A 12792-nucleotide genomic window follows, 5' to 3' on the forward strand; every position below is an offset into this window, starting at 1 on the left:
ACCGTGACCTTGTCGGAAAGCCGGGCATACGTTCAGACCAGCTCATGCATCGGAAGGTGACCCGGATCCACCAAGTACTGCGGGACACCGGACTGGTCGAAAACACGGGTATTCTCGCTGTCAATGCCAGCGCATTTGTAAAGAGTGGCGAAGACTTCCTGAAACTTGACCGGGCGAATTTGCGGCACTTCGCCATAGCGATTCGTTGAACCAACCACCTGCCCGGTTCGCATTCCTCCACCTGCCAGGACAGCAGTGTTTGCCTGTGGCCAGTGGTCGCGACTGTTGTTGGCATTGATTTTGGGCGTCCGACCGAATTCTCCCCAGACAACGATCGACACGTCCTGGTCCAGCCCCCGTTCATGCAGATCCGTGACAAGCGCGGCCAACCCCTGATCAAGGCGAGGGCATTCCTCGCGGCACTTCGGGAAGTTCATTCCATCCGGACCATGCCAGTCCCAGCGACTGAAATTGAGCGACACAAAACGAGCTCCTGCCTCTACCAGGCGCCGAGCCAGACAAAAGTTCTCCACCATCGGAGGTGCGCCATCACGCTGGAAGGCCTCACTGCTGTGTCCATAACGAGCGAGAACTCGCTCATCTTCTTTGGAAAGGTCCATCGCATCCATCAGTGCTGATGTGGTCAGAATCCCCATTGCCTGCTGAGCATAGACATCCAGACTTTCCATTTTCCCCTGCTGGTCGGCTTCTCTGCGAAACGTATCAAGCGACGCGCGGAGTGCGTTGCGATCGCGCAAACGATCCAGAGTAATACCTCGCAGCATCATGTTGTCGGAGCGACTGCGGGCTTCGCGGCCGACAAGATTGAATGGCGAATGTCGCACTCCCAGAAAACCGCCGTCTCCCGGTTCACCCCATGTTTTGTTTCCAGTTTGATACATCATGGCGACATTGGCCGGGATCGCTTCTGTCACCTGCCCAAGCATGTGTGATACCCACGCCCCACCGGACGGCCATCCACCGGGAGGCTGCCGTCCTCCTTTCCTGCGACCTGTCATGCACTGATAGGCATCGTGCGCACCGTCGGAGTCCGCAAGCGAACGAACAATGGCAAACTTATCCATCATCTGAGCCATGCGAGGAAATAGCTCACTGACGTAAATGCCGGGCACGCTGGTTTCGATGGCCGAGAATTCACCGCGAATCTCTCTGGGAGCTTCCGGCTTCGGGTCCCACATGTCCAGGTGGGGCGGCCCGCCCGGCAGATAGATGTTAATGATGGCCTTGTGAGAAGTCGTTTGCCCGGCGGCGTCATCCGCTCGGAGTACATCGGGCAACGCAATTCCGCCCATGGCCATTCCGCCAATCGTCAGAAAATCACGTCGCGTTGGTTCGCCGCTTCCAACACGCCCCACTCCAGCTCGATCACAGCAATTCCCGTTATTGCGTCGTGGCCCCAGGATAGTCAGCATGGAGGATTCTTCTACCAGGCAGGCTGAAATTACGAACGGATGACAGAAGGCACTGCTGCCGATTCTGAACGGAATGGGCTCACATGAAAAGCTCAAGGTGAAAGAATCGACCAAACGCCGGATTGCTCGTTGTCTGCAGAAACGATTCTCCGACCTGCGCCTGAACAGTTACTCAACCCAATTGACCCTTGCGAATCGTGCCGCGGTGCCGTAATTTGGCCTCCCCTGCCCGTCCTGTGGCACGACCTCACAACGCATTACCCACCACCAGTTGAGCCATTCAATGATCCGCCTAACAAGGGCGTTGCCCTTGACTCGATGCGAGCGAACGCTCGAAAACGCCTCATTGTCGCTTCTCCATTCAAGTGACCATTTTGCATGTTCGACAACCTTCAGAGCTCTGATGACTGTAATTCTTGTCATCGTGGTGGCAATTTCGCCTCAGCAAACTGAGGCCGCCGAAGACAGTTCCTTTGATTCCACCCGATTCGAGCCAACAGTTCTGGCAACAGGACTAATGCGTCCCATGGAACTGGAAGTCGCGGCAGACGGCACGATCTACTTCATTGAACTGGAAGGCGATATCAGGGCCCTGGATCCGGTCACACAGGTGGTTCGAAATGTCGGCAGGGTGAACGTAACGACGGAGCAGGAAAACGGTTTGATCGGAATGGCGCTTGATCCGGATTTCACCAGCAATGGATGGATCTATCTGCAGTATTCTCCACCCGATTTCGAAGGTCAGCATATCAGTCGCTTCACGCTGATCGACGGACAACTGGACGCGACAACGGAAAAACTTCTCTTCAAATACAACGAACAGCGCAAACAGTGTTGTCATCATGCCGGCGCTTTGCAGTTTGGTCCGGATGGATGTTTATTCGCATCCACCGGCGACAATACAAATCCGTTTGAAGATTCCCAGGGCTACGCACCGATTGACGAACGTCCAGGACGCGAGCCATGGGATGCGCAGGGCACGGCCGCCAACAGTCGCAGCGGTAACGGTAAGGTGCTGCGAATTCGCCCGCTGTCCGACGGAACGTACGAAGTTCCGGACGGCAATCTGTTTCCAAAGGACGGTTCAGAGGGCATGCCGGAAATCTACGTGATGGGCTGTCGTAACCCCTGGCGTATTTCTATCGATCCGGCCAACGGATTCCTGTACTGGGGCGACGTCGGTCCGGATGCTGGCGGCAACAATGCGCGTGGGCCGCGTGGACATGATGAAATCAATCAGGCCCGTCAGGCAGGATTCTTTGGGTGGCCATACTTTAACGCAGATAACCAGCCCTATGCCGATGTGAACTTCGAAACAGGCGAAATCGGCCCACTGTTTGATCCCCTGCATCCGGTCAATGATTCGCCCAACAACAAAGGTGTGCGGGAACTGCCCCCTGCTCAGCCTGCAATGATTTTTTATCCAGGAGCTGCATCGGAGAAGTTTCCGGAACTTGCGAGTGGTGGTCGGACCGCCTGCGCCGGCCCTGTTTATCACTTTGATGCCACCCTCTCTTCAGCGACAAAGTTTCCGGCAGCGCTTGATCGAGTGCTGTTTATTTACGAATGGTCACGGCACTGGGTCAAACTGGTTCACCTGGACGAAGACTACAACGTCGCCAGGATTGAACCTTTCATGCCCGAATATCACTTTGTCCGGCCGATCGATATGCACTTTGGATCAGACGGTTCGCTCTACATGCTGGAATACGGAGAAACCTGGGGCGTGAATAAGGACGCTCGCCTGATTCGCATCGATTATGTTCGCGGCAACCGCCCTCCCGTGGCAGTCGCCAAAGCCGAAAATAATATCGGTCGTCATCCATTGACCGTAACTCTTTCCAGTGAGGGCAGCTTCGACAAAGACGGCGATGTGCTGACTTATGAATGGCGATTAATCAATACCCTGGATCAGGCAGCTGCCCCCAGGTCACTCGCAAATGTCGCCAACGCAACCGTCACGATAGAAGAACCGGGTGTCTATAACATCGAAGTTGTTGTCACCGATACATCCGGGGCATTTCAGACTGCCGCTGTGCCTGTGCTTGCGGGCAACTCACGGCCGGAGGTTCGATTCGCAAGCCCAAACTCAGGTGATTTCTTCGATGCCGATCAACCGCTTCGATACGAAGTGATCGTGAATGACGTTGAAGATGGGACCAACGACGAATTCCTGCTCGACAACGAGAAAGCCAGCGACATTGACCGGGAATCACCGGCTCGCGTTGTCGTCAACGCCCAGCATTCACCGGACGTATTTTCGTTCAGCGGACCGGTGGCAGGAAGTGCTGCCAATGATCCGCCAGGCCTGAAGAGGATGAAGGGCAGCGACTGTTTCAACTGTCACGCAGTCGATCAAAAGCGAGTCGGGCCTCAACTCATCGAGATTGCGAATAAATACAGGGATAAGCCGGAGGCTCTTGAAGCGTCGGTGGCGCGAGTCATGAAGGGCTCGACGGGTGTCTGGGGCAAGATTCCGATGATTCCGCATGGTCATCATTCGGCCGAAGAAGTTCGCGAAATGGTGGGATGGATTTATAGTTTGCAACCCACGGGACTCGTCCGTGTTTTCAACGGATTTGTTGGCGAAATTCCCGTCAACCCGGAAGAAGCGAACTCGCCAGGCCACTATCGTCTGGACGTCAACTACACCGACCTGGGCTCTGGCATTGTTCCTTCACTGAGTTCATCGGCGGCGGTCTACCTGCGGCCTCGTCTGGTTGAGGCGGAATCAGCTGATGAGATCAACGGCCCGCAGGTCCTGGGTTCGGGCAACGCCAGTGGCCAGAAGTTTCTCGGAGCAATCAACCACGGCCATACTCTGCGATTCCGAAAGATCAACTTTGATCAGGTTGGCGAAGTCAAACTGAAGATCGCCAGCGCTGGGTCCGGCGGTACTATTGAACTGCGCGTCGACAACCCCGAAGGCCCTTTACTTGCGACAGTGGATGTTGAAGTGAATGGCAACTGGGAAGAGTTCTATGAACGCACGGTTGAAATCGACCACCAGGACACCAGTATTTCCGGTCGACACGACCTGATCATCGTTTTCACTCACCCCGAAAAGGCGGGTGGCCTGATGAACCTGGATGCAATTCAGTTTTCGAATCCATAATGTCTGTTTTTGAACGCCCCCTCGCCAATGGAGAGCTACGGCGAGAGATGAGAAAGTCATCAACTCTTGACAGATCAAAAGCCGATTAAAACTGATTCGATCAGAAAGGACAAATCGCAATGTCCCGATCAACCTTTGTGCATCTGGGTGGATGCCGATGCCTGTCCGGCTTCAGTCAAGGATTTGCTTTACAAGACTGTTAAACGCGTTCACGTGCCGATGGTCCTGGTAGCAAATCAGGGCATGTATGTACCGTCGTCGCAGTGGGTTCGCCTGGTGACCGTCGCTCACGGGGCCAACGTAGCGGACGACCACATTGTCGAACAAGTGAAAGTCGGGGATATCGTCATCACCAGCGACATCCCACTGGCTGCGCGAGTCGTTGAAAAATCGGCCATTGCGATCGGTCACAGGGGTGAAGTTTTCGATGAGCAAACCGTTCACAGTCGCCTGGCAACAAGAAACCTGATGGAAGAATTTCGTTCTGCAGGGATGGAAACATCCGGTCCCCGGCCGCTGAATCAGAAAGATCTACAGCAGTTTGCCAATTCACTGGATCGTACGCTGACTCAGAGGATGCGGCGATAATCCATGTAAATTCGATGAATCCGCGCAATTCCAAAACCGCCAGAGGCATCGGACGGCGGGGTCGCTTTCGAGTGAATTGCGGGGAAGAAAAACCTCTGTTCTCTTTAAGCAATAGAAGCGATACGTCATGGAGATCAGTGACAGCGGCTCTGGTGGATTTCAGATTGTCTTTCAATCGCCCTATCGATTTGGAGATCAGGTATGGTTCGAATCACTGCATAACGGAAAAGGGACAGGAACTATTCTGGACATCATTCTACAGGAAGATGGGCAGATCTATTACGCCGTTCAGCTTGATGGGGGCGAAATTCAGAGTGGTATCTATCCGAATGACATCAAGTTCTTTCAGCGAACATGACGCTGTCGATCCCAAACAAACGCTATTCTCGAAATTGCTGGCGGAACAAACCGGGTTCCGGACGTTACACACTCAATCTGACTCGAAGTATGTCCGGTTGAATGAGGTGTCATGATGCCATTAAGCCTTCCCCTGGTTTCTGTTCGCAGACAATCCATCATGTGTCTGTCCCTGATCACCAGCTGTGCGATGGTTGTTACTTCGATTGAAGCCGGTCCACCGGGAAGAGGTGGACGTGGAAATGGATCTGGTCAGAATGGACCGCAAGGAAATTCGCCGAGCCAGTTTTCACAGACGGGCGGTCAGCATCGCGGACAAGGTCCGGGACAAGGCGGTCAGCACGGATTGCCCGGAAACCCGACATCCATGATTCAGCAGTGCATGTCGCTCGATACAAATGGCGATGGGGCTTTATCGGCAACGGAAGTCGTCGACCCCCGAATTCAGCAAATGCTCGCACCGGCCGATGTGAACCGCGATGGACTAGTCACATTCGCTGAGCTAAACACCGCGATGGCAATCTCGGGTGGAAGTTCCATGAGCGCACAACCCAGTGGTCGGCCTCCCGGCCATGGTCAGGGAATCAATGGACCGCCTCCCGGCCGTCCAGGTGAAGTGCTTCCATCATTCGTTCAGAATCAGCTTCAGCTGAGTGCATCTCAGCGGCAGCAGGTCGCCGCACTCCAGGCCCGTGTGGATGCTGAGCTGAAGAAGATTCTTTCGTCTCAGCAACGGCAGCAACTGCAATCCGGGCGGCTCTGATTTCGGCGATCTTATACACCAGAATCTCGCCTGAGAAGCACTACTCCAACAACACCGCATCGTGACCAAACACGAATTGCGGTGTCGTTCTGCGCGGCGTATCGTCGCATGATTCGGCCGACGCGAAGCACGGAATTTCCAGAATCGGCTTGTCCGATCGTGAGGCTAACTGCGTTTGAATCTGCGGAACGGTCGAGGGTTGCTGGCCAGCCCCTCTCAACAACCGTTCTGCCACCCAACGCAAACCTCCATCAGGATGACGGCAATGGAATACACCTACCGACAGAATATCTTCCATAAGTCCGTAACAATCCGTCTGGATGAGCAGGAGTTAGCGATTCTGGATGAACACCGCACCGTTGTTCGCTCGATCCCGCTCACCGAAGTCAAATCGCTGTTCGAATACGACGGGATCAAAGCACAGGATCCTCGTCACGGTACTTACAGGTCTCGGTATTGCCGAATCAAATTTGTGAATGCAAAAGCTCTCACCGTCCGGAATGGTCAGTATCTTCGCCCCAACGGAAAATACAGCGAATATGCGACCAACCAGGAGGAATCGTTCATGATTCTCATGCTGGAACTGAAGAATCGGCTGGCAGAACTCCGGCCGCAAACTCGAATTTACTCCGGCTCGTATGCAGTGGTTGCTGTCTGCGTGTTTGTGGCAATGTTCGGTTTTTTCATGTTGATGCCGTTGTTCTCGCCGGACCTGATGACGTCTCAACCAACTCTCTCTATGAAAATCGGGATCTTCGTATTCTTTCTTGCCTTCGGAGGACTCACGGCTGGCTGGGGTGTTCGAAAAGCATACGAATACTGGCCACGAAGTCGGCCCGTCTTCGAAGATGTCCTAAAGCTGCCCCGCTTGCTGAGTCAGTCTGACTCCGTTTCAAACCAGCCCATGCTGTAAGTTACGATGCGGCCCATCTCCAATACTGGGCAGTGCCCAAACGACATCGATACATCAGTTCTGGTGATGGACTTTCCAGCTCCACCTGCCCATCGGAACGACGCGATTTCGAACTGCCTCTTCCTTACCGGGATTCCCGAACGTAGAAGTTTGCAAAGTCGGCGGGTCCGACAACATACAGGGAAAATGGCAATGACTCTGCCACCGGATTGTCCGAGGTGACTTCTTCGCCATTGATTCGGATGGCCATCGCTTCGTTACGGATGGTCACTTCAAGCCGATACCATTCTCCGGGATTGGTCAGCCGCGTTGGCAACATTGCTCCGCAAATGGCAACGCCATCGAAGCCCTTCCCCGGCTTCATGTCAAAAAGAAAGACGCGATCACGAATTGTCTCGCGGCTGGTGAGCGTCTTCCCGTCAACAGACTCCGCTTTGCCGTCGTACGACAGCACCCAGTCTTTGACATGCCAGTGACGAAGATTGTCTTCGTTCGTCTTCCAGTTGTTCAGATTCAGTCCGCTATAAAAACTGTGGAAACCTCGATTCGAAACAGCAACATCGTCAGGGTCAACCGGAGTGTCCGGTAATTCGCGAATCTTCATGTTGCGATAATGAACAACGCCACCCTCGGATTCAATGCAGATGTATCCTTTGCGGGGACTTGCATCGTATCCTTTTGTGACCACCTTACCATTCACAGCCAGACTGATCCTCCCGTCGTTGCACTCGATTCGGTAGTGATTCCATTCGGGTGAAGGCTTTGAACGCTCTTCGGTTGGGAATGCACGACTTCCACCGCGACCGTTGACTGGAGTCATTTTCGCGCCGTGAATCGGGAAGATATCTCCATGCGTCGTGTGATGCGGACTTTGTCCGTATGCATTTTCCAGAACCTGCACTTCAACGCCTCGATGGAATGGCACTCCCCTGGCTGTGATGTCATCTGCCCAGACAAAGATGCCCGCATTTCCACCGGGCACCATATGCCGCCATTCGACTTCCATCACAAAATTCTGGTACATCCGCTCCGTTCGGATCTCTCCAATCGGTTTGCCGGTGCAAATCAGCATTTCGTCCTGCACACTCCAGGTTTCTGCTGGAGTATTCACAAGAATCCACCCTTCCAGATTCCTTCCATTCAGCAGGGGGCGAAATTCTTCTTCTGCGGCATTCGCCATGCCACCGAAACTGAACGAGGTGCTGCACAGGAAGAGCACAGCAACGGTGCGGATGAATGACATCGAAACAACCTTCGGAAGATGCGACAGTATGGCCCACCAATAACGGTTGGCATCAGGCTATCGATCGAAGAGAGAATTGCTAGTCATCCGCACGAGCGAAAACCATCGCAAGGGCGAAGGTTCTCGTTTGGCAGACGCGCCTGATCCGTGTTTGCTACCTTTTCTTTCCGGGCTTTTTATCCCGCATGGGCCAGTTGGGATCTTCAGACCGGGCTGTCGTCATCAGTTTTGTGGCCTTTGCCACCAGGTCAGGATGTTCCTGAGCGACGTCAGTCGTCTCTCCCTGATCGCTGACCAGATCATACAATTCGACTTTCTCACGAGGCCCGTTGCGCACCGCCTTCCAGTTGTTAAACCGAACCGCCTGAATACTGGCACCTTCGTGCAGCTCCCAGTAGAAATAATCTCGCACTGGCGCGGCGCCGCCTTTCAGGAATGACACGAGCGAATGTCCGTCTGTAGAAACGCCCGGGGGAATCTGTGACCCCGTTAGTTCAGCGACAGTGGGTAGAAAGTCCCAAAACGCCCACGGCTCGTCAGTAACGCGGCCCGAAGGGACCGTTCCCGGCCACCAGGCGAAGGCTGCGTTGCGAAGACCGCCTTCATACATGCTGCGTTTGAATCCTCGAAGCTGCCCGCCCATCGTCTGATCAAACAGTCGACCAATCTCGGATGTTTCGGAAAACGAAGACCCATTGTCGCCGGAAAACATGACCAGTGTGTTCTTATCAATTCCAAGTTCGACGAGCAGATTCGTGAGACGACCAAGATCACTATCGAGTCGCGTAATCTGTGCAGCGTAGGCTTTCTGTTGATTCGTCCAGGGCTTGTTGGCGTAGATTCCAAAGTCATCGATTTCATGACGGCCATGTGGAAGGGTAATTGCATAGAACAGAAAGAAGGGTTGATCCCTGACGGATTTCACCCAACGCAACGTCTCATCAGCAATCAGATTCTGAGCGTATGTCGCGCCAACAGCTTTCCCTTCATTTCCTGGCAGATCAAATCGCTGGTCGTCGTTGTAAAGGTATGTGGGAAAGTAACTGTGTGCGTGTCGCTGACAGTTGTAACCATAGAAATGGTCAAACCCTACTTTCAGTGGACTTCCCGATGTGTCAAACATACCCATGCCCCACTTACCGATGCATGCCGTTGCGTAGCCCCTTTGCTTCAGCAGTTGCGCAACAGTAAATGTTCCCGCAGGCAGAGGCATTTGACCCTCCGGCTGAATTTCGCGATTCGCTCGCACAGGACAGTGCCCGGTGTGCAATCCCGTCATCAGCGTCGACCTCGCCGGCGCACAAACCGTCGTTCCTGTGTATGCCTGTAGATAGCGAGTTCCCTCAGAGCACAGGCGATCGAAATTTGGCGTCTGGATGAGCTTCTGTCCGTAAGCTCCGCAATCTCCCATGGCAAGATCATCGCTCAGGATGAAGACAATATTCGGCGTCTTCAACTCTGCGGACCACGCCACAGAGAATGCAAGCAGATTCAACAGGGCAATGAACTGAACGGTGTAAAACTTCACAGGGCAACTCCGGATCTGAATGCCTGACGACATGCAATGAATGTATTCAGGAAAATGGTCCACTACGGCGGACAAACTGACGGGGCGGACAAACTGACGGGGACGACAAACGTCGAAGATCCTGGCATCTGAAATTATCGAGCCTTCTTCTTGCCCTTCTTTTTCTTCGGACTGGCAGGCGGCTTCTCTGTGGCTTCAGTGTGGCGTGGCATGCGAGTCAGCGCGAGCATCTCTGTTTCCTGGCCGTTGTCTCCCTGTTGCTGCATCCAACGATCCAGTTGATCGGTCAGTTCGCGACGTATTTCCACCAGTGAAGGGTCGTCAATCAGGTTGCTGCGATTCCACGGATCACTGACGCAGTCGTAAAGTTCCCAGGCCGGACGGTGCTGGTAATCGTGCACCAGCGAAGCTGCCTGTGCATCTCCATCGGCTGCCAAACTGCGCCAGGTTCTGAATGTAGGATCGTTCGTTGCGGCATTGACAAAAGTTGTTTCCGGGGTGAGGTTGCGGATCAGGCGATACCGTTCACTCCGAACGCTGCGAATGCCGTAATGCTCGGGGCCGGCATTGATTCCACGTGACGTCTGTAATCCAAACACATACTTTTTATGTGTCGAAGCATTGCCTGTCAGTACTGGAAGAAAAGACTTTCCATCAAGCACGTCTGGTCGGTCAAGGCCGATAGCTTCCAGGACCGTGGGAACAATGTCGACGTATTCAACCATCGCATCGCTGCGGCTGCCCGGTTTGATTCGCCCCGGCCAGCGCACCAGGCATCCACTCTGCAAACCAGTGTCGTAACAGGTCCACTTGGCAAAAGGGAAGCTGTAACCCTGTTCGCTCAACACAATCACCATTGTGTTTTGTACCTGACGATGTTTCTCCAGCAGTGCCAGAATCCTGCCCACCTGATCATCGAAGTATGTGATCTCAGCCAGATACCTGGAGTAAGCTTCACGCGTATCAGGCGAATCCACCAGAATCGGATGCAGTTTGAGCGAAGATGGCGGATAAGCAGAGGCATCCCCCTTGTTCCATGGCGTATGCGGTTCATTTGAGGCCGCAATCAGCAGAAACGGAGTCTCCTGAGCCGAACAATCACCCAACACCGCATCAATCGCGTCGAGATCCGGATTATTTCCCTGGCCACTGTATTCAAAGGGGAAGACCGCCCGTGGGCCGATATGCGTCTTCCCGGACAGGAAGGTCCGATAACCAGCGGGTTGCAGGTACGTTGCGATGCTCTGCACCCAGTCATGAGCCATTGTATGATTCGGATAGGCGCCGGACTTGACCGGATAAAGCCCCGAGTAAAGACAGTGACGCGTCGGAGAACACATTGGGGCGGCCTGAAAGCACCGATCAAACTGCATACCCTGCTCAGCCAGTTTCACAAGGTTGGGTGTTCTTGCCTGACCACCATACACCTCCAAATCGCGATAGGTGCAGTCGTCGGCAATGATCAACACAATATTCGGTTGCACAGAATTCGGTTGATCAGCAGGAATGACTGGCGATGCTGCGAACGACACAGCGCCAGAAAACATCACGAACATCAGCAGAGACAGCCGCGCGCTAAGCGCGCAGGCTGAGTGTTGATTGAACAAATGACAAAGGCGTTTCTTATCTGAACCTGCGAAAAACATGCTTTCATCCCAGAGAATTCTGTGGTTGATTCACTGGGGCGTATCTTATCCAAAATGATTTCCACAGAGCCAGCATTTACTCAAACCATTGCGGGATGAGATGTTCCGACAATTTTGTAACTTCGACAATTCGTCGGACGATCAACCTCACTTTCCGGACCTTGCCGAAGGTGATGTTAAAGGCGGATTTCTGGTTCAACGCGGCATGGGATTTGCCATCTCGTCGTGAACAGGAGGCAGGCGCCAAGAGTGGTGAATCAGGTTCAGAATGGCAGGGATTTCAAAATGCACGAAGAAATCGTGGACCGTATCGTCAATGCACTCAACAGCCGCCACAGCGACATGAAGGACGTGGCCGTTTCCGTACAAGGGGGCGCGGTCCTGCTCGACGGTAAAGTGCGTAGTTTTTACGCAAAGCAAATGGCTCAGGTTCTGACAAAGCACATCCCCGGGGTTCGGCAGATTGTCAATCGAGTGCATGTCCAGCAGGATTGTTGAGCCCCTTCAACTCAAACAAGCTGGCGTGAGTCGAAACAGACGCCTCAGATCACGGGCGCCCGGGCGACTCATCCTGAATGATCAACACATGAGTCTGCGATCTATCCCTGCGGTTCGTCCTCGCGGGCCCCTTCAATCTGCAGCTGGTTGACAATCGATTCAACACTAAATTCACTCCAGGCCATTTCCTCAGCCTGAAGCTTTATCGCTTCGCTTCCGACGATGCCCCACATCACCAGCATGCCGTTGACGAGATAACAACTGACTCTCGGAAACAATCGTTGAAGTTTGCTTTTGCCAGCCATGACTTCCACAGTCGATGTTGAATTCGCTCGATTCATGTTTTCTCTCCTTTGCAGAACAGAATTGAAACTGAGCATATCTCCATGAAAGTCTTGTGCCAAAAACCGGAAAGAGTGGTCTCACCAGTGAAACACCGGGCCTTCAGCAATCTTTCTCGGGCACAACACCAAAGCCAGTGATCATGGTTTTCTCTTGAAGCGCACGCCTCATCCAGCGAGCGGGAAAACTTATGCCAGGCAAATCGATTCAGGAAGAGCCAGCATTGTTGGGTTTGCTTATCTGCTAACTTCACGTCTGGGATCCATTCAAACGTGAACGCGTTTCCCCCACCAGAGTACATCCAGGTCCAGGAGTCCAATTGAAAAGCCTCGGCGGATGACCGAGGCTTTTCCGTATCAACCAGAC

Annotated in this window: 11 protein-coding genes; 6 read left to right on the plus strand and 5 right to left on the minus strand. The window is 53.6% G+C overall.

The window, feature by feature from the left end; genetic code table 11:
- Positions 1–32 precede the first annotated feature (32 nt).
- Positions 33–1433, minus strand: coding sequence for a DUF1501 domain-containing protein (locus tag R3C20_12150; GenBank protein ID MEZ6041254.1), 1401 nt, complete (start codon positions 1431–1433; stop codon positions 33–35).
- 403 nt (positions 1434–1836) lie between these two features.
- Between R3C20_12150 and R3C20_12155 the strand changes: the two genes are divergently transcribed.
- The 5 genes from R3C20_12155 to R3C20_12175 all read left to right on the plus strand — a co-directional run bounded on the left by R3C20_12155 (position 1837) and on the right by R3C20_12175 (position 7169).
- Complete coding sequence (locus R3C20_12155; protein ID MEZ6041255.1) at positions 1837–4548, plus strand: PQQ-dependent sugar dehydrogenase; 2712 nt, start codon at positions 1837–1839, stop codon at positions 4546–4548.
- Positions 4549–4614: 66 nt separating this feature from the next.
- Positions 4615–5136, plus strand: a complete 522-nt coding sequence (locus tag R3C20_12160; protein ID MEZ6041256.1) for a YaiI/YqxD family protein — start codon at positions 4615–4617, stop codon at positions 5134–5136.
- Between the two features lie 127 nt (positions 5137–5263).
- The gene (locus R3C20_12165) at positions 5264–5494 is read left to right on the plus strand and encodes a hypothetical protein (protein ID MEZ6041257.1); all 231 of its coding nucleotides are present in this window, start codon (positions 5264–5266) and stop codon (positions 5492–5494) included.
- Between the two features lie 111 nt (positions 5495–5605).
- Positions 5606–6256, plus strand: a complete 651-nt coding sequence (locus R3C20_12170) for a hypothetical protein (protein ID MEZ6041258.1) — start codon at positions 5606–5608, stop codon at positions 6254–6256.
- A gap of 265 nt (positions 6257–6521) precedes the next feature.
- On the plus strand, positions 6522–7169 hold the full coding sequence (locus R3C20_12175; protein MEZ6041259.1) for a hypothetical protein: 648 nt from the start codon (positions 6522–6524) through the stop codon (positions 7167–7169).
- Between the two features lie 124 nt (positions 7170–7293).
- Here R3C20_12175 and R3C20_12180 read toward each other — a convergent pair whose 3' ends face one another.
- The 3 genes from R3C20_12180 to R3C20_12190 form a co-directional block, all read right to left on the minus strand.
- Positions 7294–8412: a DUF1080 domain-containing protein gene (locus R3C20_12180; protein MEZ6041260.1), complete on the minus strand. Its 1119-nt coding sequence runs from the start codon at positions 8410–8412 to the stop codon at positions 7294–7296.
- Positions 8413–8566: 154 nt separating this feature from the next.
- Entirely contained in the window at positions 8567–9940 is a 1374-nt protein-coding gene (locus R3C20_12185) for an arylsulfatase (GenBank protein MEZ6041261.1), read from the minus strand.
- A gap of 134 nt (positions 9941–10074) precedes the next feature.
- The gene (locus R3C20_12190) at positions 10075–11586 is read right to left on the minus strand and encodes a sulfatase (protein ID MEZ6041262.1); all 1512 of its coding nucleotides are present in this window, start codon (positions 11584–11586) and stop codon (positions 10075–10077) included.
- Positions 11587–11871: 285 nt separating this feature from the next.
- On the opposite strand from R3C20_12190, the gene R3C20_12195 reads away from it, so the two are divergent.
- On the plus strand, positions 11872–12084 hold the full coding sequence (locus tag R3C20_12195) for a BON domain-containing protein (protein MEZ6041263.1): 213 nt from the start codon (positions 11872–11874) through the stop codon (positions 12082–12084).
- Positions 12085–12185: 101 nt separating this feature from the next.
- Here the strand turns inward: R3C20_12195 and R3C20_12200 are convergent, their stop codons facing one another.
- A complete protein-coding gene (locus tag R3C20_12200) occupies positions 12186–12425 on the minus strand; it encodes a hypothetical protein (protein ID MEZ6041264.1) in 240 nt (79 codons plus the stop codon).
- Between the last annotated feature and the right edge of the window lie 367 nt (positions 12426–12792).

Source organism: Planctomycetaceae bacterium, from assembly GCA_041398825.1.
Lineage (GTDB): Bacteria > Planctomycetota > Planctomycetia > Planctomycetales > Planctomycetaceae > F1-80-MAGs062.